25 protein-coding genes are annotated in these 26,945 nt (G+C 71.3%); 8 read left to right on the top strand and 17 right to left on the bottom strand.

Features of this window, described 5'->3' with window-relative positions; translation table 11 throughout:
* Positions 1-29: 29 nt before the first annotated feature.
* The 4 genes from ACZ5SK_RS07730 to ACZ5SK_RS07715 form a co-directional block, all read right to left on the bottom strand.
* Entirely contained in the window at positions 30-851 is an 822-nt protein-coding gene (locus ACZ5SK_RS07730; RefSeq protein ID WP_079657547.1) for a carbohydrate ABC transporter permease, read from the bottom strand.
* Entirely contained in the window at positions 848-1,816 is a 969-nt protein-coding gene (locus tag ACZ5SK_RS07725; RefSeq protein ID WP_334582188.1) for a carbohydrate ABC transporter permease, read from the bottom strand. The genes ACZ5SK_RS07730 and ACZ5SK_RS07725 overlap by 4 nt, the downstream gene beginning before the upstream one ends.
* Positions 1,817-1,825: 9 nt before the next feature.
* Positions 1,826-3,079: a sugar ABC transporter substrate-binding protein gene (locus ACZ5SK_RS07720; RefSeq protein WP_334582187.1), complete on the bottom strand. Its 1,254-nt coding sequence runs from the start codon at positions 3,077-3,079 to the stop codon at positions 1,826-1,828.
* Positions 3,080-3,160: 81 nt separating this feature from the next.
* On the bottom strand, positions 3,161-5,095 hold the full coding sequence (locus tag ACZ5SK_RS07715; RefSeq protein ID WP_361702494.1) for a glycoside hydrolase family 127 protein: 1,935 nt from the start codon (positions 5,093-5,095) through the stop codon (positions 3,161-3,163).
* A 220-nt stretch (positions 5,096-5,315) separates the two neighbouring features.
* Between ACZ5SK_RS07715 and ACZ5SK_RS07710 the strand changes: the two genes are divergently transcribed.
* Positions 5,316-6,335: a LacI family DNA-binding transcriptional regulator gene (locus ACZ5SK_RS07710; RefSeq protein ID WP_334582185.1), complete on the top strand. Its 1,020-nt coding sequence runs from the start codon at positions 5,316-5,318 to the stop codon at positions 6,333-6,335.
* A gap of 165 nt (positions 6,336-6,500) precedes the next feature.
* On the opposite strand, the gene ACZ5SK_RS07705 is transcribed toward ACZ5SK_RS07710, so the two are convergent.
* Complete coding sequence (locus ACZ5SK_RS07705; RefSeq protein WP_468575534.1) at positions 6,501-6,806, bottom strand: hypothetical protein; 306 nt, start codon at positions 6,804-6,806, stop codon at positions 6,501-6,503.
* Between the two features lie 406 nt (positions 6,807-7,212).
* Here ACZ5SK_RS07705 and ACZ5SK_RS07700 point away from each other — a divergent pair, with 406 nt between their 5' ends.
* The 3 genes from ACZ5SK_RS07700 to ligA all read left to right on the top strand — a co-directional run bounded on the left by ACZ5SK_RS07700 (position 7,213) and on the right by ligA (position 11,139).
* On the top strand, positions 7,213-8,442 hold the full coding sequence (locus ACZ5SK_RS07700) for a molybdopterin-dependent oxidoreductase (RefSeq protein ID WP_334582184.1): 1,230 nt from the start codon (positions 7,213-7,215) through the stop codon (positions 8,440-8,442).
* Positions 8,442-8,897 (top strand): hypothetical protein, encoded by a 456-nt coding sequence (locus ACZ5SK_RS07695; protein WP_468418885.1) that lies wholly within the window; start codon positions 8,442-8,444, stop codon positions 8,895-8,897. Before ACZ5SK_RS07700 ends, ACZ5SK_RS07695 begins: the two co-directional genes overlap by 1 nt.
* Before the next feature lie 121 nt (positions 8,898-9,018).
* Positions 9,019-11,139 (top strand): NAD-dependent DNA ligase LigA, encoded by a 2,121-nt coding sequence (gene ligA / locus ACZ5SK_RS07690; RefSeq protein WP_468575533.1) that lies wholly within the window; start codon positions 9,019-9,021, stop codon positions 11,137-11,139.
* Between the two features lie 49 nt (positions 11,140-11,188).
* On the opposite strand, the gene ACZ5SK_RS07685 is transcribed toward ligA, so the two are convergent.
* From ACZ5SK_RS07685 to ACZ5SK_RS07660, 6 genes are all read right to left on the bottom strand, one after another.
* Positions 11,189-11,734, bottom strand: a complete 546-nt coding sequence (locus ACZ5SK_RS07685; RefSeq protein WP_334582181.1) for a YciI family protein — start codon at positions 11,732-11,734, stop codon at positions 11,189-11,191.
* 74 nt (positions 11,735-11,808) lie between these two features.
* Positions 11,809-12,471, bottom strand: coding sequence for a maleylpyruvate isomerase N-terminal domain-containing protein (locus ACZ5SK_RS07680; protein ID WP_334582180.1), 663 nt, complete (start codon positions 12,469-12,471; stop codon positions 11,809-11,811).
* A 114-nt stretch (positions 12,472-12,585) separates the two neighbouring features.
* The gene (locus ACZ5SK_RS07675) at positions 12,586-13,083 is read right to left on the bottom strand and encodes a peptidylprolyl isomerase (protein ID WP_334582179.1); all 498 of its coding nucleotides are present in this window, start codon (positions 13,081-13,083) and stop codon (positions 12,586-12,588) included.
* Positions 13,084-13,155: 72 nt separating this feature from the next.
* On the bottom strand, positions 13,156-14,634 hold the full coding sequence (locus ACZ5SK_RS07670; protein WP_468575531.1) for a glutamate-cysteine ligase family protein: 1,479 nt from the start codon (positions 14,632-14,634) through the stop codon (positions 13,156-13,158).
* A gap of 139 nt (positions 14,635-14,773) precedes the next feature.
* Complete coding sequence (locus ACZ5SK_RS07665) at positions 14,774-15,715, bottom strand: coiled-coil domain-containing protein (protein ID WP_361702498.1); 942 nt, start codon at positions 15,713-15,715, stop codon at positions 14,774-14,776.
* A gap of 119 nt (positions 15,716-15,834) precedes the next feature.
* The gene (locus tag ACZ5SK_RS07660; protein ID WP_468575529.1) at positions 15,835-16,314 is read right to left on the bottom strand and encodes a glycoside hydrolase family 25 protein; all 480 of its coding nucleotides are present in this window, start codon (positions 16,312-16,314) and stop codon (positions 15,835-15,837) included.
* Between the two features lie 89 nt (positions 16,315-16,403).
* Between ACZ5SK_RS07660 and ACZ5SK_RS07655 the strand changes: the two genes are divergently transcribed.
* Positions 16,404-16,820 (top strand): hypothetical protein, encoded by a 417-nt coding sequence (locus ACZ5SK_RS07655; RefSeq protein ID WP_334582175.1) that lies wholly within the window; start codon positions 16,404-16,406, stop codon positions 16,818-16,820.
* Positions 16,821-16,896: 76 nt separating this feature from the next.
* Here ACZ5SK_RS07655 and ACZ5SK_RS07650 read toward each other — a convergent pair whose 3' ends face one another.
* The 6 genes from ACZ5SK_RS07650 to ACZ5SK_RS07625 all read right to left on the bottom strand — a co-directional run bounded on the left by ACZ5SK_RS07650 (position 16,897) and on the right by ACZ5SK_RS07625 (position 23,911).
* A complete protein-coding gene (locus tag ACZ5SK_RS07650) occupies positions 16,897-18,303 on the bottom strand; it encodes a HEAT repeat domain-containing protein (RefSeq protein ID WP_334582174.1) in 1,407 nt (468 codons plus the stop codon).
* 392 nt (positions 18,304-18,695) lie between these two features.
* The gene (locus ACZ5SK_RS07645; RefSeq protein ID WP_457494880.1) at positions 18,696-19,886 is read right to left on the bottom strand and encodes an MFS transporter; all 1,191 of its coding nucleotides are present in this window, start codon (positions 19,884-19,886) and stop codon (positions 18,696-18,698) included.
* 74 nt (positions 19,887-19,960) lie between these two features.
* A complete protein-coding gene (locus ACZ5SK_RS07640; RefSeq protein WP_334582172.1) occupies positions 19,961-20,341 on the bottom strand; it encodes a fic family toxin-antitoxin system, toxin component in 381 nt (126 codons plus the stop codon).
* Entirely contained in the window at positions 20,338-20,634 is a 297-nt protein-coding gene (locus ACZ5SK_RS07635; protein WP_180291716.1) for a type II toxin -antitoxin system TacA 1-like antitoxin, read from the bottom strand. Before ACZ5SK_RS07635 ends, ACZ5SK_RS07640 begins: the two co-directional genes overlap by 4 nt.
* A 108-nt stretch (positions 20,635-20,742) precedes the next feature.
* Positions 20,743-22,863: an eCIS core domain-containing protein gene (locus ACZ5SK_RS07630; RefSeq protein ID WP_468575527.1), complete on the bottom strand. Its 2,121-nt coding sequence runs from the start codon at positions 22,861-22,863 to the stop codon at positions 20,743-20,745.
* A gap of 121 nt (positions 22,864-22,984) precedes the next feature.
* Positions 22,985-23,911, bottom strand: coding sequence for an SGNH/GDSL hydrolase family protein (locus tag ACZ5SK_RS07625; RefSeq protein WP_468575525.1), 927 nt, complete (start codon positions 23,909-23,911; stop codon positions 22,985-22,987).
* 468 nt (positions 23,912-24,379) lie between these two features.
* On the opposite strand from ACZ5SK_RS07625, the gene ACZ5SK_RS07620 reads away from it, so the two are divergent.
* From ACZ5SK_RS07620 to ACZ5SK_RS07610, 3 genes are all read left to right on the top strand, one after another.
* Complete coding sequence (locus tag ACZ5SK_RS07620; RefSeq protein ID WP_334582169.1) at positions 24,380-25,336, top strand: GlxA family transcriptional regulator; 957 nt, start codon at positions 24,380-24,382, stop codon at positions 25,334-25,336.
* Between the two features lie 130 nt (positions 25,337-25,466).
* The gene (gene gap / locus ACZ5SK_RS07615) at positions 25,467-26,462 is read left to right on the top strand and encodes a type I glyceraldehyde-3-phosphate dehydrogenase (RefSeq protein ID WP_468575524.1); all 996 of its coding nucleotides are present in this window, start codon (positions 25,467-25,469) and stop codon (positions 26,460-26,462) included.
* Positions 26,463-26,756: 294 nt separating this feature from the next.
* Positions 26,757-26,933, top strand: coding sequence for a hypothetical protein (locus ACZ5SK_RS07610; protein ID WP_173877633.1), 177 nt, complete (start codon positions 26,757-26,759; stop codon positions 26,931-26,933).
* The last annotated feature ends 12 nt before the right edge of the window (positions 26,934-26,945 follow it).

The raw sequence follows: 26,945 nt of genomic DNA, 5'->3' as shown, positions 1-26,945 counted from the left end.
CTCACGGAGGGAGGGAATTGGAGGGGGTGTCAGTCCTTGACCGCGCCGGCGGTGACGCCCGCGGCCACGTAACGCTGGGCGAGTACCAGCAGGACCGCTGCGGGGACGGAGGCGACCACGGCGGTGGCCATGATCGCGTTCCACTCCTGGTTGTTGTTGCCGATGTACTTGTAGATGCCGAGGGTGATCGGCCTCAGATCGCCGCCGCCGTCCAGGGTGTTGGCGAAGACGAAGTCGGACCAGGCCCACAGGAAGGAGAAGAGCGAAACGGTGACGACGGCGTTGCGGCTCACCGGCAGGACGACCGACCAGAACGTGCGGAAGGTGCCCGCGCCGTCGATGCGGGAGGCGGCGATCAGCTCGCCGGGGATGCCCGACATGAACGCCGTGAAGATCATGACGCCGAACGGCACGGCGATGGTGGAGTCCGCGACGATCAGCCCCCACCAGGAGTTCAGCAGGCCGAGGTCGAGAAAGATGCCGTAGAAGCCCATCGCCATGACGATGCCCGGGATCATCTGCGCGACCAGCAGGAACAGCCCGAGGGCGCCGCCGCCGCGCGGGCGGAGCTTCGCCAGCGAGTAGCCGGCCGGCGCAGCCAGCAGCAGGGTGAGGGCGACCGTCCCGAGGCCGATGAGGAGGCTGGTGCCCAGATAGGGCAACTGGTCGTCCAGGACGGCCCGATAGCCCTCGAAGGTCGGATGCAGCGGGAACAGGTCGGGCGGGGACTTCCGCATGTCCTGCTGCGGGGTGAGGGACACGTTCAGCATCCAGTACACCGGGAACAGCATCAGCGCCGTGAGGACCAGCCCGATCACGGTGTAACGGCGGGAGCCGGTACGGGACTTCACGCTTCCTGCCTCCTCTGGACACGGATGTACAGGAGCCCGAAGACGAGCGCGATGAGGATGAGGATGTTGCCGACCGCGGCGCCGGGACCGAACTTCGGCAGCAACGTGCCGAAGCCGAGCTGGTACGACCAGGTCGCCAGCGTCGAGGAGGCGTCCCCCGGCCCGCCCTTGGTCATGATCCAGATCAGGTCGAACACCTTCAGCGTGTAGACCAGCCCCAGCAGCAGCGTGATCGCCGACACCGGCCGCAGCAGCGGGAAGGTGATGCGCCGGAACTGCTGCCACGCGCCCGCCCCGTCCAGGGCGGCCGCCTCGTACAGCTCCGCGGGGATGTTCTGCAGACCGCTGTAGAGGATCACCAGGTTGAAGGGGATGCCGATCCAGACGTTGGCGACGATCACCGAGGTCAGCGCCCAGTCCGGCGAGGTGAGCCAGCCGACCGGGTCCGCCCCGAAAAGATGCAGGAAGTAGTTCACCACGCCCGACTCGCTGTTGAACATCCACGACCAGGTGGACGCCGAGACGATGAGCGGCAGCAGCCAGGGGATCAGGAACAGGGCCCGCAGGGTCGGGGCCAGCCGGAAGTGCCGGTTGAAGAAGACGGCCAGAGCGAGCCCGAGGACGTACTGGAAGGCGATCGACACGAACGTGAAGACCATGGTGTGGCGCAGTGCCGGGCCGAACGTGGGGTCGTCGAGGACCCGCTGGAAGTTGTCCCAGCCGGTGAACGGGGCGTCGCCGGCGACGAAGGAGCGGACGGTGTAGTCGCGCAGGCTCAGGTCGAGGTTGCGGTACAGCGGATAGAGGTAGAAGGCGGCGAGATAGGCGATCAGCGGGGCGACGAAGGCGAACGCGGCCAGGCGGCCTCGCCACCGCTGCCGACGGGGCAGCGGCAGCGAGCCGGAACCGCTCGCCTTCACCACCGCCGACGGCCGCCGCGGGCGGTCGACACGGGCGATGGTCATGTCCGACGCCTAGCCCTTCTGCGCGCTCGACTGGGCCGTGCCCAGGGCGTCCTTGGGGCTCTTGCTCCCCGACAGCGCGGCCTGCACGGCGGTCCACATCTGCTGCGAGATGGTCGGGTACTTGGTGCCCAGACCGCCGCTGGTGCGCCCGCGTGCCGCGGCCACCGCGTCCACCCACGGCTTGAGCTTCGGGTTCTGCTTCACCTGCTCGGCCTGGACGGCGGCGGTGGGCGCCACATACGTCAGCGTCGTGTCGCTGGCGAGCAGGTTGGCGTCGTTGGTCAGACAGGTGACGATCTTCTTGGTGACGTCATAGCGCGCGGTGTCCTTCTGGACGGGCACGGTGACGAACTCACCGCCCGTCGGCACCGGCGCCGAGCCGCCGTTCTCAGCCGGGACGTTGACGATGCCGTACTCGAAGCCGGCCTTGTCGGCGTTGCCGAGCTGCCAGGTGCCGTTCTCGCCGAACGCGTACTCGCCGGTGGCGAACTCCTGCCAGCTGGTGGTCTGGGTGTTCTGCAGGACGTCCTTGGGGGCCAGGCCGTCGTCCACCCACCCCTTCCACAGTGACAGCGCGGCCACGCCCTTCGCCGAGTCCAGCTTCGTCAGGTCCCCGCCCGCGCCCCAGAACCAGGGCAAGAACTGGAAGCTGCCCTCCTCGGTGCCGATCGCGGAGAAGGTGATGCCCTTCTTCCCGGCCGCCTTGACCTTCTTCAGGGCCGCGGTGAGGGAGGCCCAGTCCTTGACGGAGGCCGGGTCGACACCGGCCGCGGTCAGCACCTTCTTGTTGTAGTAGAGGGCGAGTGTGTTGGCGCCGATCGGGATGCCGTAGGCGGCGTCGTCGATGGTGCCCGCGCCGATGATGTTCTGCTGGACCGACTTGGTGTCGAGGCCGAGGTCGCTCGTCTTGTTGAGGATGCCCGCCTCGACCAGCGTGGAGACGACCGGGTTGTCCACCAGCATCACATCGGGCGCGTTGCCCTGCTGGGCGGCGAGCAGCGCCTTGTTGCCGAGGTCGGTGGTGTCGTACGCGGTCCGCTTGACGGTGACGCCCGCCTTCGTCCCGCACTCGCCGACGCGCTTGCCCCACGGCGAGGACGCGTCGAACTGCGGGTACGGGTCCCAGAAGGTGTAGGTCCCGCCGGCTGCGTCGGAGGATCCCGAGCCGTCGGAGCCGTCGGAGCCGCTTGAGCAGGCGGTGAGGGAGGCGAGAGTGCCGACCGCGGCGAGCGCGGCGAGGAGGGTACGGCGGGTCGGTATCACGGGGTGACCTCGTTGTCGTAGAGAAGTGGCGCAGAAGCAGGGGGAGTTCAGGAGCGGGGGGAGTTCAGGAGCAGGGGGAGTTCAGGAGAGGGGCAGCCAGACGCGCATGCTGCCGTCCTCGCGGTTGGCCCACGCGTAGTAGGGGACGGCGGTCAGCTCGACGGGATCGCCGGCGGCGGGCCCGGCGGCCTGCGCGGTGTCCGTGGGGGTGTACGGCCACCAGTCCCGCTCGGGCACGGTGCGCCGGTGGCCGGCCGCCACGACCGTGGTGACACCGCCGAGCAGGTCCGGGCGGTGCTTCACGGCGAGCGGCCGGGTCGGGTCGAGGACGAGGTCGTCCAGGCCGCCGCCCGGATGGTCGGCCTGCTCCAGGCAGTACACGAGCGGCCCGCGCTCGATCGCGGCACAGCCGCGTACCGCGTCCACCCGGGGGTCGGCCGCGGTCAGCCGGGGTTCGAGCCCCAGCTCCAGGACCACTTCGTCGCCGGGCGCCCAGGTGCGCTCCAGACGCAGCCAGCCGTCCGACACCGCCGTGTCGTACGTCTGCTCCCCGCAGCGCACCCGGAAGTCGCGGCACCACTGCGGCACGCGCAGGGACAGCGTCCAGGGACGGTCGACGGGGGACTCCTCGACGGTGAGGCGGACGGTGCCGTGCCAGGGGTACTCGGTCTCGGCGCGTACGGCGACGCCCTCGGCGGTGTAGCGCCCGGCGACGTACTGGTGGATCTGCAGGCCCGTGTCGTCGGTGCTGGCCAGGTAGTGCTCCAGGCTCGCCAGCAGCCGCATCACATTGGGCGGGCAGCAGGCGCAGCGGAACCAGCGGGTGCGGCGGGCCGACTGGTCGCCGCCGGTGTCGGTGTGACCGTCGCGGACCTGGAGCGGGTTGACGTACAGCCAGCGCTCGCCGTCCAGGGAGACACCGGCCAGGAAGCCGTTGTAGAGGGTGCGTTCGATCAAGTCGGAGTAGCGGGCCTCACCCGTGAGCAGGGCCATCCGCCAGCTCCACTGGACCGAGGCGATGGCGGCGCAGGTCTCGCAGTAGGCGCGCTCGTTGGGCAGTTCGTACGGGTCCCCGAAGTCCTCCTCGTCGTGGTGCGCGCCGAGGCCGCCGGTGAGGTGGGTCTTGGTGGCGGTCATCGCCCGCCACAACCGCTCGCCCGCCGCCCGCAGTTCGGCGTCCCCCGTCTCCGTCGCCAGGTCGGCCGCGCCCGCCAGCAGATACAACTGCCGTACGGCGTGCCCCTCGACGTTGGTCGCCTCACGCAGCGGAACCCGGTCCTGGCAGTACGCCTCGCCGCCCAGCAGGCCGTGACCGTACCGGTCGACGAAGTAGCCGGCCAGCTCCAGGTAGCGGCGCTCCCCGGTCTCCCGGTACAGCTCCACCAGGGCGGTCTCGACCTCGGGGTGACCGTCGACGCCGTCGATGGGTTTGCCGCTGCCGGGCGGGCCGAAGACGGAGTCGACCTGGTCGGCGAACCGGACCGCCACGTCGAGGAGTTCGCGGCGTCCGGTGGCCCGGTGGTGGGCGACCGCGGCCTGGATGAGATGGCCCGCGCAGTACAACTCGTGGCCCCAGCGCAGGTCCTGGTAGCGCTGCCCGTCCTTGACCAGCTGGAACCAGGTGTTGAGATAGCCGTCGGGCTGCTGGGCGGCGGCGACCAGGTCGACGATCCGGGAGACCTCGGCGGCGAGTTCGGCGGCGAGGTCGTCGTCCGGGGCCTGGGCGAGCTGCCAGGAGGCCGCCTCCAGCCACTTGTAGACGTCCGTGTCCACGAAGGGGTACGCGCCCCGGAACTCGCCCTCGGCGGCGCCGGCCGCGAGCCGCAGGTTGTGCAGGTTCCCGGCGGACTCCAGCAGACCGGGTCCCTGCGGAAGGGAGACGTGCGCGTTGGTCGTACGGCGGTGGTGCCAGAAACCCGTGTCGATGCCGACGGCGGCGGGGCGCAGCGCGGCCTGGGCTTCGGGGCCGAGGCGGACCGGTCCCGGGGCGGGCGGGGTGGAGCGGGTGCTGGGCATGACTCTCCGGGGGTGAGGGCGCCGAGGGCGAGCGACGTGCTCGTCGGGGCCTGTTTTGCGCAACCGTTTTCTCGTCGTGAAAGTAGAGGGCAGCGGACCTATCCGGTCAAGAGCCGCCGCAAGAGTTTTTTCGTTTTTCCCGCGGGGTGGCGTACGGCTCCGCCGCCTGCCACCATGTCGGGCGTCCGTATCATCGAGGCATCGAGGAAAAGGTTTGCCCGTGACCTCTGCTCCAGGCTCTCCCCCCGACGGCCGGGCCCGGCTGACCGATGTCGCCGCCCTCGCCGGTGTCAGCGTCGGCACGGCCTCCAAGGCGTTGAACGGCGGCGGACGGATGCGTCCCGAGACGCGTCAACGGGTGCTGGACGCGGTCGCGGAGCTGGGATTCAGGCCCAATCAGCACGCGCAGAGCCTGCACAGCGGCCGCAGCTGGACGGTCGGCCTGATGACGACGGACGGGATAGGCCGGTTCAGCACACCCGTACTGCTCGGCGCGGAGGACGCGCTGGGCGCCGGGAAGATCTCCGTCCTGCTGTGCGACACCCGGGGCGACGCCATCCGCGAGCAGCACCATCTGCGCAACCTCATGGACCGCAGGGTGGACGGCATCATCGTCACCGGCCGCCGCACGGACCCCCGGCCGCCCCTGCCCGGCATCGAGTCCGTCCCCGTCGTCTACGCGCTGTCCCCGTCCACCGACCCCCGCGACACCTCCGTCGTCACCGACGACCAAGGCGGGGCGCGACTGGCGATCGAGCACCTGGTGGCCACCGGACGCACCCGGATCGCCCACGTCACCGGCCCGGAACACCACGCCGCCGCCCGTGAACGCGCCCAGTACGCGGTCGGGCAACTGGCGAGCGCCTCACTCGAACCGTCGACCGGACGGATCCACTTCGGTGAGTGGAGCGAGGCCTGGGGCCGGCGCGCCGCCGACGCCGTACTGCGCACCGCCCCCGACACCGACGCGTTCTTCTGCGGCAACGACCAGATAGCACGGGGCGTGGCGGACGCGCTGCGCGAGCGCGGAGTGTCGGTCCCCGGCGACATCGCCGTGGTCGGCTACGACAACTGGGACACCATGGCGCTGGCCAGCCGCCCACCCCTCACCACCATCGACACCAACCTCGCCGAGATCGGCCGGATCGCGGCCCTGGAACTGCTCCGGGCGATCGACACCGAGCCACGGCCCGGCGTGCACACCGTGCCGTGCCGGCTGGTGGTGCGCGAGTCCAGCTGAGCGCAGCCGGCGCGGTCCCGGCCCCCGCCACCGGGTTCCCGCGCGCGGGCGGTCGGGTGCGGGGCTGCCGGGAACGGGCTGTCGGGTGTGGATCCCGGCTGCGTTCACCCGACTGCACAGGACCGGGGAGGAACATCGCGCAGGAGGCCGGGCCGAACCACACCGTCAGCCAGGAGCCAGGAGCCAGGAGCCAGGAGCCAGGAGCCAGGAGCCGGGGGCCGGGGGCCGGGAGCCGGGGGCCAGGAGGCCGCGACGCCGCGACGTCGCGAGCAGGCTCTGTTGGGGCAGTTGGGGCAGTTGGGGCAGTTGGGGCAGTTGGGGCAGTTGGGGCAGTTGGGGCAGTTGGGGCAGTTGGGGCAGTTGGGGCAGTTGGGGTAGCCGGGGTAGCTGGGGCAGTCGGGGTAGCTGGGGCGGCCCGGCGGCCAAGGCGGTCCCGTGCGCCGCCGTCACGACCGCCGGCAGGACGGCCACCGGCGTGCCCGGGCCGGCATGCGGGCCCCAACTGCCCAGTACCAGCGGTCAGTTGGCGGGCCCGGCCCGGGGTGGCCAGTGTGTTGGACATGGCGGCCGATCGGCACGTCCGCCGCCACGAGCAGGGCGGCTGCCCCCGGCCGCACACAGGTCGCGGCGGAGACCGGCGGCGCTGCGGCCGGGGCGCGAGGAGCACGGCTCGGCGGACGGCGGGGTGGGCTTCACGCCGGCACCATGGCCCGCCGTCTGGATCCGTCCGCAGGGAATCGACGGTGGCTTGTCCGTGCCGGTGGGCGGGGCAACTAGGCCGAGTGGCGGACCATGGGCCGCTCTGCGGGCCGGACGTCAGCGTTTCGTCATGGGCCGCGCACCCTCTGGGCGGGGTGTCCCGGCCTACGGTCGGGGCATGCGCGACGACCCACGGCTCCCCACCTCTCCCGGCTTCTGGCGCAGCCCCCTGCGCGGCCCCTGGTTCACCTCGGTGCTCGGCCTGGTCCTGCTCGCCGGCATCACCGTGCTGTTCGTGACGGGACTGGTCTCCTACGCCGCCTACAACCCGGACCTCTCGCCGGTGAACGACCAGACCCCGGACAAGGGGCTCCTCGGCTTCTACCTGTTCGCCTGGCCGACGAACCCGCACTGGCTGTACCGGCTGAACCAGGGTGTGCACGTCACCCTCGGCATCACTCTGATCCCCGTCCTGCTGGCCAAGCTGTGGTCGGTGGTGCCGAGGCTGTTCGCGCTGCCGCCGGCCCGCTCGCTCGCCCACGCCCTGGAGCGGATCTCCCTGCTGTTGCTGGTCGGCGGCGGGCTGTTCGAGTTCACGACCGGCGTCCTCAACGTCCAGCTCGACTACGTCTTCCCCGGCTCGTTCTACCGCCTGCACTTCTACGGCGCGTGGGTGTTCTTCGCCGCGTTCGTCGCCCATGCCGTCCTGAAGACGCCCAAGGCACTGCGCAACCTGCGGCACCTGCGCGAGGAGCGGGACGACCTGGTGTCGCCGCGCCCCAGCCCGCCGACCGTCTCGCGGCGTGGCGCCCTGTGGTTCGTCGGGGGCGGCTCGCTGCTGCTGTTCCTGACGACGGTGGGACAGAACTTCGACGCCCTGCGCCGCACGGCCCTCCTCGCCCCGCACGGCGGAGCCGACCCGGGCAGCGGCCCGAACGGCTTCCAGATCAACAAGACCGCCGCGTACGCCGTCATCGACCCGGCCGAGACGAGCGCGGACGCCTGGCGGCTCGTGGTCACCGGACGCACGGGCACCGTCCGCCTCAGCCGGGCCCGGCTCGCGGAACTGCCGCTGCACAGCTCCGCGTTGCCCATCGCCTGCGTCGAGGGGTGGTCGACGTCCGACCAGTGGTGGCGCGGCGTACGGCTGCGCGACCTCGCCGCGCTCGTCGGGTACGAGGACGACCCGCCGGACCTGTTCGTGGAGTCCCTCCAGCGACACGGCGCCTTCCGGCACGCCGCTCTGCGCGCCGACCAGGTCGCGGACCCGCGGTCCCTGCTCGCCCTGTACGTCAACGGGGAGGAGCTGTCTCCCGACCACGGTCACCCGGCGCGGGTGATCGTGCCCGCCGCGCCCGGTGTGCTGAACACCAAGTGGGTGGCCCGGATGACGTTCGGAGACCTGTGATGCGACGGATCCCCTGGGGCAGCCCCTTCCAACTGTTGCTGCTCGCTTGTTCGTTCGCGCTCGCCGCCTATGCCGGCGTACGGCTCCTGGAGGACGACTGGTTCGGCGTCGCACTGTGGATCGTGGGCGCCGCGCTGCTGCACGACCTCGTCCTGCTGCCCCTGTACGCGTCGGCCGACCGGCTGCTCGCGCGGGGGCTCGGGGCGGCCGGCCACCGGGAGTGGACGATGTACGTCCGTGTCCCGGCGGCCTTCTCCGGTCTGCTGCTGCTCGTGTGGTTCCCGCTGATCGGCGGCAGGGTGGACCAGCGCTACCGGTCGGCCACCGGACTGTCGCCGGACGGGTTCCTCGCCCGCTGGCTGGTGATCACCGCCGCGCTCTTCGGCGGCTCGGCACTGCTGCTGGCGCTGCGGCTGCGCCGGGCGAGGAAGCGGCGGCCGCCCGCCGCCCACTGACTTCACCGGCGCCGACGCGGGCGCCGTGACCTCGTCGGCGACGGTCGCCGCCCGGTGGCAGACGGCGTTCACGCCGGCGAGGGCCCGGGCGTTGTCAGTGGTGGCAGGCAGGATGTGACCTATGACAACACGCGGTGCAGTGATCGTGGATGCCGTCGCCTACGCGCAGGCGGTCGAGGATGCGGTGAAGGCGTCGGCCGCCTACTACGGGGCCGGCACATCGGTGCTGGACGACGACGCCTACGACCGTCTGGTGCGCGCCGTCGCGGCGTGGGAGGCCGAGCACCCCGAGCAGGTGCTGGCGGGTTCCCCGACCGGGAAGGTGGCCGGCGGAGCGGTGCAGGGCGATGTCCCGCACACCGTGGCGATGCTCAGCCTCGACAACGTGTTCTCGGCGGAGGAGTTCACCGCGTGGACCGCGTCGCTGGCCCGGCGTCTCGGCCACGACGTCACCCGGTACAGCGTGGAGCCGAAGCTGGACGGTCTGGCGATAGCGGCCCGCTACACCCACGGCCGTCTGACGCGGCTGATCACGCGGGGCGACGGGACGGCCGGGGAGGACGTCTCGCACGCGATCGGCACCATCGACGGACTGCCGGGCGAACTGGCGGAGCCCGTCACCGTGGAGGTGCGCGGCGAAGTCCTCATGACGACCGCCCAGTTCGAGCATGCCAACGAGGTCCGTACCGCGCACGGCGGTGCGCCGTTCGCGAACCCGCGCAACGCGGCGGCAGGCACCCTGCGGGCCAGGGAGCGCGCCTACACGGTGCCGATGACGTTCTTCGCCTACGGCCTGCTGCCCCTCGCCGACACCGATCCGGCGCAGGCCGAGGAACTGGGCGAGTGCGCGCACAGCGACCTCATGAAGCGTGCCGTCGCGTACGGGGTGAACACCACCGCGAGCACCGCGGTGCCCGGCAGCACCGCCGACACGGTGGAGGGGGTCCTGGACCGCGTGGCCGGGATCGCGGCACTGCGCCCCTCGCTGCCGTTCGGGATCGACGGGATCGTCGTCAAGGCCGACCTGGCCGCGGACCAGCGAGCCGCCGGATCGGGGTCGCGAGCCCCGCGCTGGGCGATCGCCTTCAAGCTGCGGGCCGTGGAGAAGATCACCCGGCTGCTGGCGGTGGAGTGGAACGTGGGGCGCACCGGCATCATCGCGCCCCGGGCCGTCCTGGAGCCGGTGGAGATCGACGGCTCCACCATCACCTACGCCACCCTGCACAACCCGGCCGACATCACCCGCCGCGACCTGCGCCTCGGCGACCCGGTCATGGTCCACCGGCCCGGGGACGTCATTCCCCGCGTCGAAGCCCCCGTCGTTCACCTGCGCACCGGCGAGGAACAGCCCATCGTCTTCCCCGAATCCTGCCCGCGGTGCGGATCGGCCATCGACACCAGCGAGCAGCGCTGGCGCTGCACCAACGGCCGCAACTGCCATCTCGTCGCCGCCCTCTCCTACGCCGCCGGACGCGACCAGCTCGACATCGAAGGCCTCGGCCACACCCGGGTCGTCCAACTGGTCGACGCGGGCCTCGTCAAGGACCTCGCCGACTTGTTCGCCCTTACCCGCGACCAGTTGCTGGGGCTGGAGCGGATGGGGGAGACCAGTACCGACAACCTTCTCGCCGCCATCGCCGCGGCCAAGGCGCAGCCGCTGTCGAGAGTGCTGTGCGCGCTCGGCGTGCGCGGCACCGGGCGTTCCATGTCCCGCCGCATCGCCCGGTACTTCGCCACGATGGACGAGCTCCGCGCCGCCGAGGCCGAGACGATCCAGCAGGTCGAGGGCATCGGCACCGAGAAGGCCCCGTCCATCGTCGCCGAACTCGCCGAGCTGGCTCCGCTCATCGACAAGCTCGCCGTGGCCGGTGTGAACATGACGGAGCCCGGCGCGACCCCGCCCGCCCGGACAGCCGGCGACACCGCCGACGGTGGGCAGGCCACGGAGGTCACGGAGGCCACGGAGGTCATGGATGCGACAGGCGGGCCGCTGGCCGGCATGGCGGTGGTGGTCACCGGCGCGATGACCGGGGCGCTGGAGAAACTCAGCCGCAACCAGATGAACGAGCTTGTCGAACGGGCCGGCGGCCGCTCCTCCTCCAGCGTCTCCAAGAAGACCACCCTGGTCGTCGCCGGAGAAGGCGCCGGCTCCAAACGGGCCAAGGCCGAGACCCTCGGCGTCCGGCTCGCCACCCCCGACGAGTTCGCGGCGCTGGTCGCCGACTACCTCGATGCCGGATGAGACGGCGGGCCGCCCCTGGCCCGGCCGAGGTGGGTGCGGCCTTGTCTCGTCACCGTCGTCCGCCGAACTCCCAGTTGTGGACCTCGATGTCGGCATAGCGGTCCGGGGTCAGGACGGCGCGTGCCGAGTCCGGGTCCGAGGCCCGGAGCAGCACCGCCGTCCCCAGCCAGCCGGCGCCGTCGTCGGACAGCAGCGGCCCGTACGCGATCAGGTCGTCCCGGTCGGACGGTACGACGAGGTCGGCGGCATCCCCCGAACCGAGGCCGAGCACGAGGAACCGGTCGCCGCCGGTCCGGCCGCCGGGGAAGTCCCACATGGTGCGTCCCAGCAGGTTGTGCCACCGGCGCACCAGCACGTCCCGGTAGGCGCCGGCCTGGTAGTTGGGCTCGTCGAAGGCGAACGCGCGGGCGGCGGCGGGATCCGGCAGGTCGACGATGTGCACGCTGCCCGTGCAGGTGTCGTCGTCGGCGAAGGTCGGGCCGCGAGCGATCAACTGCGCCGTGTACCGGTCCATGTACGACCAGTGCTCTTCCACCAGCTTGTCGCGCAATGCGCCGGAGCCGGGCCGATCGCGGTGGTAACAGAAGAACTCCATGTCCACAGACCCTCTGTGACATGCGACGGCAGATCAACCGACTTTCCGGCAGCGGTGAGCGCTGTCGGCGCCGGTCAACCGAGGACGAGGGGAAGCTTCGGGGCCGACTGACCCAGCTCACCCAGCTCGGCCTGCTCCGCTTCGGACGGGACACGCCGACCGGTGCCGATCAGCAAGGCGTCCGTGTCGGAGAACGACGCGGGAAACGCGGCCCCGGCGATCTTCTCCAGCAGCTCGCGGGACCGGGCGAGCCCCTCGGGGGGCGGTTCCACCGCGTCCGGGAGGTGCGCGATCAGGTCGAGGTGGTGCAGCGTCCATTCCAGGACGTACGCGGCGAGGTAGTCGCCTGTGGTCAGCACCACGTCCCGGGTTCCGACCCGGGCCGACGGATCCGCGCGTTCGGCGGCACGACCGGCGGCGGAACCGACATCGTCCAGGTGGAACTTGAGCAGCCACGGCTCTTCGTACGCGGCGGCCAGCCGGACGGTCAGCGCGTCGAGAGGATCGTCACCGGTGGGGGCTTCGACGAGGTTCCAATAGGTCACCGCGTCCCGGGTCGGTTCCGTTTCGGCGGGCGTGACAAGGGTGATCAGGACGTCCTGGGCGTCGACGATCAGATGGCACACCACATCCCGCACGAGCCAGCCGGCGCAGCCCGAGGGGCGTGAGAAGTCCTCGTCCGGGAGTTCGGCGACCGCCGTGCGCAACGCCGCCCAAGAGCGCGAGAAGAGATCCACGCCCGCAAGCTAACAGCGCGCTGCCCCCACGGCGACCGATTTCGTCCCCGCCGTGCACCGGCGCAGCCGGCCGGGGCGGGACCCCGGCCGGCAGGTGGGCGGTTCAGGGCGAGGTCAGAGCTGACCGGACGCCGAGATGGTGATCTTCGCCGACGTGGCGCCGTTGCGGGAGCCGAGCGCCTCGATCTTCTTGACGAGGGCCATGCTCTCGTCGTCGGCGACCTCGCCGAACACCACGTGCTTGCCGTCCAGCCAGTCGGTCACGACCGTGGTGATGAAGAACTGCGAGCCGTTGGAGTTCGGGCCGGCGTTGGCCATGGACAGCAGCCCCGGCCGGTCGTGCTTGAGGGAGAAGTTCTCGTCGGCGAACTTCTCGCCGTAGATGCTCTTGCCGCCGGTGCCGTTGCCGCGGGTGAAGTCGCCGCCCTGGAGCATGAAGGCGGGGATGACCCGGTGGAAGGACGAGCCGGCGTAGCCGAAGCCCTTCTCGCCGGTGGCCAGCGCACGGAAGTTCTCCGCCGTCTTGGGGACGACGTCGTCGTACAGGTTGAAGTTGATGCGCCCAGCGGGCTTGTCGTCGATGGTGATGTCGAAATAGACCTTGCTCGTCATACCCCTATCCTGCACGGTCCGGGGAGTGCCGCCACACAGCGGGTCCCGTGTCGGTCCCCGGGCGGGGGTCGGTCAGTCGACCGGCCAGGTGTGCGCGGGGGCGTTGAGGTGCATGTAGTCGATGTAGAGCTGCGTCATCCGCCGCAGCGCCTCATGGCGACCGGCGTGGGCGGAGTCGGTGATGCGGTGGAACGTCTCCTTCTGCCAGACGGCCCCGTTGCGGCCGGTGACACAGCGCTGCTCGATGATGCCGAGCAACGGCTCCCGCCAGGCCGCGTCCATGCCGGACAGCTCCAGCCCCCGGTGCGCCAGCGGCAGCAGACGCCGCAGGACGAGCTCGGGCACCGGCGCCTCGCCCATCCCGGGCCAGTACAGCCGGGCCTCGATCCCGTGCCGCGCTGCGGTGTGCAGATTGTCCTCGGCGGCCTGGAAGGACATCCGTGACCACACCGGCCGCTCCTCCTCCACCAGGGCGCGGGTGAGGCCGTAGTAGAACGCGCCGTTGGCGAGTGTGTCGGCGACCGTCGGACCGGCCGGCAGACAGCGGTTCTCCACGCGCACGTGCGGCCGGTCGTGGGCGACGGCGTAGACCGGGCGGTTCCAGCGGTAGATCGTGCCGTTGTGCAGGGTCAGCTCCGCGAGTTCGGGGACGCCTCCCTGCGCCAGCGTCTCGCGCGGATCCTGTTCGTCGCACAGTGGCAGCAGCGCGGGGAAGTACCGCAGGTTCTCCTCGAACAGGTCGAAGACGCTGGTGATCCACCGCTCTCCGAACCACACCCGGGGCCGTACTCCCTGCACCTTGATCTCCTGCGGGCGGGTGTCGGTGGCCTGCTCGAACAGCGGGATCCGGGTCTCGTGCCACAACTCCCTGTCGAACAGGAAAGGCGAGTTGGCCGCCAGTCCCACCTGGATACCGGCGATCGCCTGCGCCGCGTTCCAGTAGGCGGCGAACTCGTCGGGGGAGACCTGAAGATGGAACTGGGTACTGGTGCAGGCGGCCTCCGGGGTGATGGTGTCGGCGTAGGTCCGCAGCCGGTCGACACCGTCCAGCTCGATACGAAGGTCCTCACCCCGCGCCGCGAACACCTGGTCGTTGAGCAGCCGATAGCGGGCGTTCTCCGACAGCGCCCCCTCGCCGACGTCCTCCTGCCGCAGGGTGGGGAGGATGCCGACCATGATCAGATGGGCGCCGACCGACCTGGCGCGCTGCTCGGCGTGGTTGAGCGCGGCGCGGATCTCGGACTCCCAGGCGTCGGGGCCGCCCTGCGTCAGGCGGCGGGGCGCAACGTTGATCTCGAGGTTGAAGCGGCCCAGCTCGGTCGACCAGGCGGGGTCCGCTATCGCGTCGAGGACGTCGCTGTTGCGCATCGCCGGCTCGGCCTCGTCGTCGACCAGGTTCAGCTCGATCTCCAGGCCGACCTGGGGCCGCTCGGACTCGAACCGCGACTCGCGCAGCATCTGCGCGAACACCTCGAGGCACTCCTGCATCTTGATCCGGTACCGGCGCCGGTCCTCGCGGGTGAAGACCAGCGCCGGGACGTCACGTCCCATCGGCCCTCCCGGCTCGTCCCTTGTCGGACGCCCTCCTGTCTCCAGCGTCGCACCACGGGACGCCCCTCACCAGGTGGCACGTCCCCCGGGGTACGACCTGCTCGGCCGGCGGATTTTTCGCAGGTCACCGAGGGGCCCGTCACCGAGAGGCCTGCCGGTGGGCGCCGGACAGACGTGCCACCTCCCGCGAGGCGTCCCGGGCCGCCCGTCCGGCCCGGGACACGGCGTCGGCGCTCGCCCGAAGCCGTTCCTCGGCCGCGCTGCGTTCCTGGTCGGCCCGCCGGAGCTCCTGGCGTGCCTGGCGCAGCCGCTGCTCGGCGGCGGACTCCTGCCGAGCGACCTGGTCGAGCCGCTCACGAGCCTGTTGCAGCGCGGCTTCGGCGTCCGCCTGCTCGGCGTGCACCTCACGGAGCCGCTGGTCAGCGGCCTCGGCCGCCCGGCGGGCCTGAGCGAGTTGCTCCTGCCGCAGACGGCGCCGCTCGGTGAGTTCGTCCTTCGCCCGCGACCGTGCCGAGGGCGCCGCAACCGCCGTCCGGGCCGACTCGCGCGCTGGGCCGGCCGCCTCGGCGTCGCCTGAGGGAAACTCCGCAGGCGGGGTGAGGGCGCTCTCCAGACGGCCGCCGGCCCACCGGTCGGCGGCGTCCTGATCGGCGAGCACGGCGCGCAGGGTGGCTTCGACGTCCCGCTGGGCTGTGTCCGACAGCCGGTGCCCGGCGTCCCGGGCCAGCTCGGCGGCCTGCCGGGACAGCGCGGAGACGACCGTGCGGCGCTGCTCGGACAGCTCCCTGATCCCGTCGGCGTCCAGGGTCCGGTACGCCTCGCGCAACGCCCGCCCCAGGTCCAGGAACCGCCGGCACTCCCGCGGCTGCGAGCGCAGCAGCAGGTTGGCGGCCCAGGCGGCGAGCGTGGGGCGGCGGGCGGCACGGATCCGGCGGGCGTCCTCCCCGCGGCCGGCCGCCCTGGCCTCGGCGGCCAGCTCCTCACGCCGGGCGACGAAGCCGGAGGGCGGCGTGGCGTAGAGCTCGTCGAGACGCCTCTCCACGTCGTGCCCTTCGGCGGGCCGCCCACCCTCGCGTGCCATGATCGTCAGCTTCCCCCCGGCAGGCCCGGCGCGCACCTCGGGCCGCTCCGCCGCCGCGCCGGGGAGCAGGGTTCACCGGTCAGTGGCTCGCCGGTTGAACGGCTCACCGATTGAACGGCTCACCGGTTGGCCACACGGTCGAGGTCGGCCTGGCTGCCGTTGAAGAGGTCCGCGGTGGCCGGGGCCGCGATGCCGTCGAAGAGCGCGGCGTCGGTGTACTGCCACATGAGCCAGGTGCTGGAACCGTTCGGCAGCGGCGGCTCGGTGACCGACCGACGGTAGTCCGCGAGCTGGAGGGGATACGCGGCGAAGGCGGTGGTCGAGCCCAGGCAGTCGTCGAGGAACGACTTCTGGGTGTAGATGACGGGCTTCCGGCCGAACGCCGCTTCCACCGTGTCGAGCCAGGCCTTGGCGTCGGAGACCGAGGCATAGGTGGGACAGCCCTCACTGCCGTCGTCCATGCGCTCCAGGTCGAAGACCGGCGGCAGGTCGCCGGCACGCTGCCCGGTGTAGCCGACCGCGCGTGGGACGATCTCACCGTGAGGTGCGGGGGACTGCCGACCAGGTTGCCCGTTCTTCGGGGTACCGGTTTCGGCCAACTTGATGGCTGTTGAGTACGCGTACTCAGCAACGGGAGCGATCAACCCGGCAGACTCCGGGGTCCATGACGGATCACCGAGGAGCGAACGTGAGTCGAACGAGCAGAGCGCTGACCGTGACGGCGCTGGCCGCCTGTGCGTTGGCGGGCGTCGGGGCGGGGCCCGCCGCCGCAGCCGACGGTCCCCTGTTGCCCCACCCCGGCCCGGACGGTCTGGTGTGGGTGGAAGAACGGACCGGTGACGGCGCAGTCGCGTCGGGCGGTGCCTGGGACGGCCTGCCGACCGTACTCACGGTGGCGTGCGAGGGCGATGGCAGCGTGCGCGTGACGATGCAGTCGCAGGAGGAGGAGGTGGCCGACTTCTCGGTCGACTGCCCGGCGGGGAGCACCGGAGTCGGCTCGGCGACCATGCCCGCCGGCGTCGTCCGGCCGGGCTCCTTCACCATCGCCGTCGATGCTTCGTCGGAGTCCGTCCGATGGGCGCTGACGGTGACTCAGCCGGAGTGACGAGCGGGAGCGCGGGAGAGCCCGGTTGCGCCGGGATCACCCCGCTCGCTCGCACTGGAGGTCCTCGGCCGCTGCTTCAGATCGGCAGTGCTCCGGCCGGGTGGCCGTGTTCCCGGCCGCATGCGGTGAGAGCGAGTACGCCGTGCCCGGCGACTGTCGTCCCGGGGCCGAGGGAGCCGGGATCGACCGACAGCCGGGCGGCCACGTCTGCGGCGTAACAGGTGTCGGGGATGCCGAGTTCCTCTTTCACCTGGCGGTATCTGGCGCCGAGCGCTTCGACGTCCGATGGGTCCACCCCGTCGAAGAGGTTGTCGGGGAAGGAGCCGCTCTGATGCGGCAGCAGGTATCCGGCTTCGGCGGGGTGTCCCGGTTGCCGGTCGCCTGGTTCCTCGCTGTCTCCTTCGGCGCTGTCGTCTTCGGCGCTGAACGCATCGTAGAAGCGCACCACTTCACCGGCCTCGGCGATGCACCAGGCGGTCCAGCCGTCCCCGCAGCTCATCCCGTACCACTGGGCCGCCCCGAACCGGTCGCTGAGTTCCGCACACCGCTCGCGCACCACACCCGCGATGACCTCGTCGCGACAGGCGTCGTCGGCCTCCTCGATGCGGTGGGCGTCCTGGGAGGGCCGGCCGAAGACCAGGGTCCAGCCGTCCAGCACAGGGCTGACGAACGCTCGGGCGCAGGCTTCGTGTCCGTGGACCCGGCGCCAGTTGTGGCGGTCGTGGTTCCAGGCGGCCGCGCCGGTGCGCAGGGTGACCGACTGGGCGTCGCCCAGATCGAAGGCGTCCAGCACCGCCTGCCGATCGGCGCACGGCACCGCGTACCAGGATCCGCACAGGTGCATGCCCTCGGGCACCTCCGTACGCTGCTTGATCCGCGTCAACCGGCGCAGTGCGGCCAGGTCTTCGGAGTCCAGCGCGGCCGGCCCGCCGATGGCGGCGAGTGCTTCCAACGCCCCCGCCCGCAGCCGCGGCCCGCGCGCGGGCGCCCGGCGTATCCGCCGCAGGGCGGCGACCGTGCCGGCGCCCAGGGCCGTGAACGCAGCCAGGGCGCGCCGCCGGACCTCCTCCACAGGGTCGCCCAGAGACGGCAACAGCCGCTCGGTGAACGGCAACGCTGCCTCCGCCCGGATCTGAAAGGCGGAGAGCGCGCTCACCCGGACGCGGGGGTGCGGATGCTCCAGCAAGGGCAGGAAGAGTGTCATGTCCTCGACCTGAAGGCCCCCCAGCGCCCATCCGGCCCTGCGCTCCACTTCGGGCGAAGCGGCCGAGGTGACGGCGTCGACGAGCGGGACGAGCGCGGGCTCGCCGATGCGGCTCAACATCTCCCCGGGGGAATCCCAGTTGACGGGCGACTGCTCGTCGCAGAGCACTTCCAGCAGCGGGAACACCACCTCGGCACCTCGCTCCACGAGGGCGTCGCGGGCCGTCCGGGTGTCTTCCCAACCACCGGTGAGCGCTTCGACCAACTGTTCTCTGTCCACGACGCCACCGTAGCCGGGACCACTGACAGCGCCGTCGCGCCAGCGGAGTCGACTCGGCGCGGGAGGAGCGGCTCCTCCACCTCGCCCGTCCGGGACGGCCACGGCGCCGCCCCGGACGGGGGTGTTCGTGAGGGGCAGGGGAGACTGGGAGACGTCGTCCAGCCCCGTGAGTCAGCGGCTGCGAAGGGCGCTGGTGGTGAAGAATCCCATTGCCGCGGCGCTGACCAGGGCACAGACGGCGAAGAGGGCGGTACGTCGCATGGAAGGACCTTTCCGGTGAAGACGGATGGGCTCTGCACAACGCCGCTCGACCCCTTGTCGCTTCGCCGCCGGATGGACCCCACTCGTACGGGCGCAGCCAAGCGTGTGGCGGGCCGGGCTCCCCTGGTGTCTCAGGCCCTCGTCGGCGCCGGCCGCCGCAGCAGGTAGGCGGCCGCGGTCGACACGAGTACGGCCATGCATGCGATGAACACGAGCCCCGCACCCTCCAGGCCGATCGGGCCCGTCAGTACGCCCACGCCGATCACCGGCACCGAGATGCCGGCGTAGGCCACCACGAAGAGCGTCGAGATCACCGCCGCGCGCCGGTCGGCGGGAGACGCCTCGGCCACCGCCGACAGCGCACCGCGGAAGGCCAGCCCCTGCCCGGCCCCGCCGACGAGCGCGCTCAGCACCACCAGCGGCAGCACCTCCCATTGCAGCGCGCCCGCGAGCAGCGCCAGCCCGGCCAGCAGCGCCCCGCACCCCAGGGGCAGCGATCGTCCGACCCCGACCCGCCCCACGGCCAACTGCCCGGCGGTCGAGGCGAAGAAGGCCAACGCGACGATCAGACCGCTCACGGCGTGGTTGCTCACGTCGAGGGAGTGCGCGAGGAATGCGGGGCTGACCGAGGCGAACACCCCGAACAGCGCGAACCCCACGAACGAGGCGATCGCCGCCGGCCCGAACACCGTCCGCACCTGTGGCGGCAGAGCGGGCCGCTGCGGCAGTACGGCGCTCGGCGGCCTCCGGTCCCGCACGGTCTCCGGAAGGCGCGCCACGACCGCGGCCGAGCAGGCGACCAGGGCGAGATGCACGGCGAAGGGCAGGTACAGCGGCCAGGCCGCGTACTGCGCGAGGACCCCGGCGAGCAGCGGCCCGCAGCCCAGGCCGCCCATATTGGCGGCCGTCGCCACGAACGTGGCCCGGGAGGCGCCGCCGGCCGGTGCCAGGTCCATCACGTATGCCGTGGCCGCTCCGGTGAACAGCCCGGCGGACAGTCCCGACAGCAGCCGTCCCGCGTACAGCCAGCCCAGCCCGGTGGCGCTCAGGAAACAGACGGCGCTTGCCGCCGCGCATCCCAGGCCCCACAGCAGCACCGGTCGTCTGCCCACGGTGTCCGAGACGTTGCCCGCCACCAGCAGCACGCCGATCACTCCGAAGGCGTACACGGCGTACACCACGGTGACCGTCAGTTCGGAGAAGCCGAACTTGTCCTGGTAGAGGCCGTACAGAGGGGTCGGCAGCGTGGTACCCGCCATGCACACGGCGAACACGGCTCCGCCGAGCACACAGGGGAGCCATCCTCGGCGCTCACGGTCCATGCCGGCGACAGTAACGGCCCGCCCGCGAACCCGGCGAGGTCCGACGTGCCCGCGACGGGTCGCCCCGTGAGGGATCAGGCGACGGACCAGGCCCGTAGTTGGCGGGCGATCCGGGCGACACCGAGAGCTCCCGAAGCGGCGTCGCGCACGAGCGCGACGGCCGCCTTGGGCGGGTAGTCGAGCCTGCGCGCGTTGAGGATCAGGTAGGCCTCGGTGGCATGCCACGCGAAGGCCTCGTTCGAGTGCTCCAGGCACGGCAGCTTCGCCAGGGTCTGCAACAGGGCGCCGGCCTTGAGGTGCAGCGAGCCGTAGACGTCGTGCTCAAGCGCCCGGGCGTTGACCCGCGCGACCGCGGCGTACAGCGGCCCGTAGTCGTCGACCTGCGGATCACCGTCGAGCAGCTCGGCGGCATGCAGCAAAAACGTGACGTCCAGCGGGGGGTCCGGTTGGGTCACGCCGCGTGCCCTCGCTCCTGCTTTTCGAGGTCCCGCCGCGCTTCTCGTTCGGCCGCCCGCTCCTCGGCGCGCGGGTCCGCGGCGCTCGGTTCGGCCGCGAACGCCGCGCCGCTGCGGGCCATGGACTCCTTGAAGCCCTCCAGGAACCGCGCTTCGACGGCGGTCGCACGGGCGTAGGCGGCCGAGAGGATGTACTCCTGCAGACTGACCCCCTCCTGCTTCGCGGCAGCGGCGATGGCGGCCCGCTGCTCAGGGTCGGGGAAACGCAGATTCATCGCTTTGGGCTCCGACATGCAGCCCACGGTACCAGTGGTACCACGTCCAGGCCCGGGGAACCGGGCCTTTCGGCCGCCTCCGCTCAGCGGGCGTACGCCCTGCCCCCGGTTGCACAGGACCCGCCGCTACTGCTTGGGCGTCTGATCGGCGAAGAGTTTCTCGACGTACTTGTCGAGCAGCGTCTCGTATTTCTTGGCGTTCTCAGGGTCCATGGTGGTGTGCCGGACGATCTTGATTCCGCTCTTGGGGTTCAGCATGAAGTTCTTCGACAGGAGCACGCGGGCCTGCATGAAGTTCTGCCGGTTCGCCACCCGCATCATCTCGTGGCGGCTCTTCTTTCCCTGCCCCTGGAAATGCTCGGGGTTCTTCTCGACGAGCTCCCGCTGCCGCGCGAGTTCCGGGTGGCTCAGCTTCTCCGGATGGTTGACATAGTCGTCGAGGTGGGTGGTCGGCGCGTATGCGCCCTGGTGGAACCGCTCAAGCGTTCTGTTGTGGAGGGCGGTGGCCTGCTGCTTGAGATGCCACTGCTGTTGCTGCTCCGCACGCGCATCGAGTTGCGGACGCGCGGCTTCCACCTGTTCCGCGGTGATGCCGGGGCCGGGCGGGAGGACTTTGCTGCCCGGCACCGGTGACGGCTCCTGGACGTCGGTGTTCCACACCGCGCGGACGGCGTCGAGGTTTCTGGTGATCTCGTCGTTCATCTTCTCGCGCTCGTTGCCGACGGGAAGCTTGGACCTCTCGCTCTCGGGCTGCTCCAGTGAGGCGGCCGTGGGCTTGTTGTAGCGGATGGGGCCCAATGTGTGGAGGTCGTCGAGAAGCTCGTCGTCATGCGGCAGACCGTGCGGATGGGCGAGGTAGGCCACGTCATTGGCCAGGTCCTTGGGGACGAGGATCTGGAAGAGGCTGCCTTCTTTCGTGTCGTTGAGTCCTTCGGCCTCTTCGTAGAGTTCCTTCACCCCGCTGGTGTCCAGGCCGAACTTGGTCAGGAAGTCCGTGATGAACGCTGCCACGGGGATTTCGGTCTGGCCCTTGCCGATCTGGAAGTAATGGAAAGTCTCCTCGCCCGGGTGGTTCAGGCCGCCGTGCAGAGACAGGTTGGCAGAAATGATGTTGGACTTGGTGGGGGTGATGTTGTCGTCGATCAACCCGTTCTGCTTCATGTCCGCGTCGAAGAACTGCGAGATGTTCTCGTACTGCGAATAGTCGGTGTCCTTCGGCCCCGGGTACCTCAGGAAGTGGAAGTCGTCCGGCACTTCCTCGCCGTGATGGCGGGAGTAGACCCGCTTGTAGACGTCCTGGGCCACCCGGATGCGGGGATCCTGAGCGTGGAAGAAGGGGTAGTGGTCACCACCGTGCTCCTCCTCCTTCGCGATCACGTCCTGCTGTATCCGCTTGTACTGCTTCGTCTGCTCCGGGGTGATCTTCCGGCGCAGACGCCCGTCCTGCTCCTGCTCCTGGGTCAGTTCGGGCGTGGGTGTGAGGAAACGGCCGTGCACGCCCATCCGGTGCTGCCCCGTCTCCTCCAACTCGGCGTTGTGGAATGGGAGATCGAGATGCGCCCGGGTGGCCGACCTCATGCGCTGGACCGCCGCGGGCGGCGTCCCGCCCGCGGCTCCGCCCGGCGCGGAGGCAGGGACGGAGGCAGGGGTGTGCGCGGTGTCCGCGACCTCCCCGCGCATGACTTCGGTCGCACGGGCCTCCGCCTCGCGCTCGAAGCGGTCCGACGGGTCCGAGATGCTCAACCCTGTGCCGTCGTCCGTCCCCGCGACCGGTCCCTGCCGTTGCTGGATGACATGGGTCAGCTCATGCGCCAGGGTGTGCTTGTCGCTCCCGCCGTCGCCGATGACCACATGGTTGCCGGAGGTGAACGCGCGGGCGCCCACCGAGGCCGCGGAACGCTGCGCGGCGGCGCCGGTGTGCAGGCGCACGTCGGAGAAGTCGCTGCCCAGCCGCGCTTCCATCTCGGCGCGCAGCGGCTCGTCCAGCGGCCGGCCGGTCGAGCGCAGCACGTCGTGCACCGCGGACCGTTGCACAGCCTGCTCGTGCCCGGCGTCCGCGGCGGCGTCGCCCCGCCGCTCCTCGACCATCCGTGCCACCACCGCGTTTCCGGCGGTGCGCTGCAAGGACGCGAGCGCCGCCGGGGACATCGGGGCGGTGGCGGGCTGCACCACCGCCGCTGTCTGTCCCGGCGGGTTCGGCACGTGCCGTGGGCCGACGTCCTTCTCGGGCTGTTCGTTCGCACGCATGGCGGACCTTTCCTCGGTCCTCCTTCTCTACCGAGGCAAAGGCCGGCCGGGAAAGGTCCGAACGGGCACCTCCGGGTGCACGATCACCCGTCCGAAGGCCCACCCGCCGTGTCGGCCGGAGTCAGCGGTCGTGCCGCCCGTGGGTCAGCCGCTCCAGTACCGCACCTGCCATCGCCTCCTCGCCCTTGGCGTTGGGGTGGGCCGGAGCGGCCGGCGAGGCGGGCTGCAACGGCTCGATCCACCGCTGCGCCGGGGGCTTGCACATGTCGTGGCCGATGGTCGGACCGTAGGTGTCGACGTACTCGGCGTGGTTCCAGCGGGCCACCAGCCGCAGCATCAGGTTGAGGTGTTTGCCGGTGTCCCGGAGGTAGGGGAAGTCCCGCGTCGCGAACGGCACGGCGGGCGCACAGCTGGTGCCGTCGTCGGGCAGGAGGTCGGGGTAGCCGACGACGAGGACCCGGGCGCGGGGGGCCCTGTCGTGCACGGCCGCCAGCACCCGCGCGACCTTGGGCGCCGTCCTGGCGATCTCGACCGTGAGCTGGTCGACGCCCGAGGAACCGTAGTGGCGTTGGCACGGATTGCCCGTCGGGTCCTGGGGGGCCAGTTGGGCGCAGGTGCCGATGATCGAGCCGAAGCCGATGTCGTTGCCGCCGATCTGGACGGTCACCAGGCTGCTGTTCCGGCTCAGCGCGTCGAGCTGCGGGCCGTTGGTCCCCTGCGGTTTCCACATGTTCTCGGTCGTCGCCCCGCTGCAGCTGACGTCCTTGAACAGGCTCGCCCGCAGCTGCCCGGCCACGAGTGACGGGTAGTTGCGGTCGGAGCGGGCGCAGTTGGCGTCGACCTGCCGGGGGATGAAGGGGCCGGAGGTGTAGGAGTCGCCGAGCGCCACATACCGGCTTCCGCCACCGCCACCGGCGCCGTGCGCGGCCGCGGGCACGGCCGACGCGGCGACGAGGGCACAACCTCCCAGCGCCGCCAGAAAAGTGACGCTCTTTCGGCGACGACCGGCCAGTCCCGCCCGTCCCCCCGTGCGTTTGTCGCGCTGCATCGCGTTCCTCCCCCTCGAAGCCCACGCCCACCGACGAGCCGTCCACTCCGGCCGTCGTTGCGTTCAACTGGGCTTGTATACCGCCGGGTTGGTCGCCGGGGCCAGAGCCGGGAGTCAACGCGTTGCAGCGACGAGGCGGGCGTGCCGTCCGGCCGCGCCCCCGACCGGGCCCGCACGGCCGAGCGCGCCTGATCCGTTCCACGGCCACCCGTGCCCCCACAACGCTGACGAAAGCGGGGGTGGCCCTCCCTGACAGAGGGCCACCCCCACGCGCGGGGAGACGGTCGGTAGGTGTGCAGGGTGAGCCCGTAGCGGTTGAGGATCTCGTTGCGTCAGGTCCATACCAATACCCTGGCCCATGCTCGTACGCATTCCCGTACCAGCGCCAGTACCAAGGGCCCGAACGATGCTTGTGCCGACGCGGGACGGTGTACCGGTCGCGGTTCGCACCCCCGTACCCTGTCCCGGGTGTCGTCCTCCCGCCTCCAACGCGTCGCCGTCCTGGTGCTGGCCGGCGCCAAGCCGCTCGACGTCGGCATCCCCGCGCAGGTGTTCGCGACCCGCGCGAGCATGCCCTACGAGGTGCGGGTGTGCGGCGCGGCGCCCGGCCTGGTGACCGGCGGAGACGGCCTGTCGTACCACGTCGCCCACGGCCTGGACGCGCTCGACTGGGCCGACGTCGTCTTCATCCCCGGCTACCGGCTCCCCGACCGCGACGACCCGCCGCAGGCCGTCGTCGGCGCGCTGCTCGCCGCCCATGCCCGGGGCGCCCGGCTGGCCGCCATCTCGACGGGGGCCTTCGCGCTCGCCGCCACCGGCCTGCTCGACGGCCGACGGGCCACGACGCACTGGCACTACACACGGGCGCTGGCGGCGAAGCACCCGCAGGTGAAGGTCGACGAGAACGTCCTGTTCGTCGACGAGGGCAGCGTGCTGACGTCGGCCGGCGCCGCCTCCGGCATCGATCTGTGCCTGCACATCCTGCGCCGCGACCTCGGGGTGGCCGCCTCCAACCACGCGGCCCGACGCCTGGTCGCCGCCCCCTACCGCAGCGGCGGCCAGGCGCAGTACGTGCCGCGCAGCGTGCCCGAGCCGCTGGGGGAACGGTTCGCCGCCACCCGCGAGTGGGCGCTGCACCGGCTCGGCGAACCCCTCACCCTGCAGGCGCTGGCCCGGCACGCGGCGGTCTCGGAACGCACCTTCTCGCGACGCTTCGTCGAGGACACCGGGTACACACCGATGCAGTGGGTGATGCGCGCCCGCATCGACATGGCCCGCGAGCTGCTGGAACGCTCCGAGCGCAGCATCGAGCAGATCGCGAACGACGTAGGCCTCGGCACGGGGGCGAACCTGCGGGCGCACTTCCAGCAGATCCTCGGCACCACACCGAGCGAGTACCGGAGCACCTTCACCCGGGGCGAGTAGCCGGGGAGCGCCGGGCGCCCACTCCTTGGCCTGGCGGCCTGGCGAGATCCTTGCGAACCCTGGCGCTCACGCCCCGGTCGCGGGCGGGTGTCGCGCGCGAGGCTGGTGCTGAACCGAAGGGACACCATTCATGACTCGCATCGCCATCAACGGTTTCGGTCGTATCGGACGCAATGTGCTGCGTGCGCTTCTGGAGCGCGACAGCGCCCTGGAGATCGTCGCCGTCAACGACCTCACGGAGCCCGCGGCTCTCGCGCGGCTGCTCGCCTTCGACTCGACGGCCGGCCGGCTGGGCCGTCCGGTCACCGTCGACGGCGACACCCTCGTCGTGGACGGACGGCGCATCAAGGTCCTCGCCGAGCGCGAGCCGTGCCAACTGCCGTGGGGCGAACTCGGCGTCGACCTCGTGCTGGAGGCCACCGGCCGCTTCACCTCCGCCAAGGCCGCCCGCGCCCACCTCGACGCGGGCGCGCGCAAGGTGCTGGTCAGCGCGCCCTCCGACGGTGCAGACGTCACCCTGGCCTACGGCGTCAACACCGACGCCTACGACCCCGAGCTGCACACGATCGTCTCCAACGCCTCGTGCACGACCAACGCGCTGGCCCCGCTGGCCGCGGTCCTGGACGACCTGGCCGGCATCGAGCACGGGTTCATGACCACGGTGCACGCCTACACGCAGGAGCAGAACCTGCAGGACGGGCCGCACCGCGACGCCCGCCGGGCCCGTGCCGCGGCCGTCAACATCGCGCCGACCACGACCGGCGCGGCCAAGGCGATCGGCCGGGTGCTGCCCAACCTCGACGGCAAGCTGTCCGGTGACTCGCTGCGGGTGCCGATCCCGGTGGGCTCGATCGTCGAACTCAACACGAGCGTCGCGCGTGACGTGACCCGCGAGGAGGTCCTGGCGGCCTACCGCACGGCCGCCGAAGGCCCTCTGGCCGGGATCCTGGAGTACTCCGAGGACGCGCTGGTGTCGTCCGACATCGTCGGCAACCCGGCCTCCTCGATCTTCGACTCGGAACTCACCCGCGTCGACGGCCGCCACATCAAGGTCGTCGCCTGGTACGACAACGAGTGGGGCTTCTCCCACCGCGTGGTCGACACCCTCGAACTCCTCGCCCGCTGACCCGACCCCGGCCGGCCCCGCCGCTCAAACCGGGGCCGGCCGGACGGTGGCCCTCTCCACCTCTTCGGTGATGTCGCGGACTCGGCGCAGGGCGTCGGGAGGCAGCTCGTGCGCCCGAGCCGTCCGGGACGGGAATCGCCAGTTCACGGCGCTGTGCGCGCGGCCGCCGGGTCCCCTGGTCACCCGCGCCGAACTCATGGGGGACAATACGATGTTGTCGCCGTCAGCGGTTCTGCTGTTCCGGCCGTCGGGCGACGCCTCGGAAGCGACCGTCCATGAAAGCAGAGCGCCCCGGTGATCCCCGTCTTCGACGACACCCCGATCTACCATCGCCTCGTCACCGAACGCGGTGATGTGCCCGCCCAGGTGCGTGGCGAGGCCGAACGCATCAAGAGAGACCTGGACCGGGTCATGAGCGCCCCGTCCTCCTTCACGCCCGGCCTGCCCGCGCAGCGGTCGTTCTTCTCCTGAGCACGCGGAGTC

The sequence above is a fragment of the Streptomyces sp. NPDC031474 genome (genome assembly GCF_055581185.1).
The sequence above is the reverse complement of the archived record's forward strand: the minus strand, read 5'-3'. Positions and strand labels throughout refer to the sequence as shown.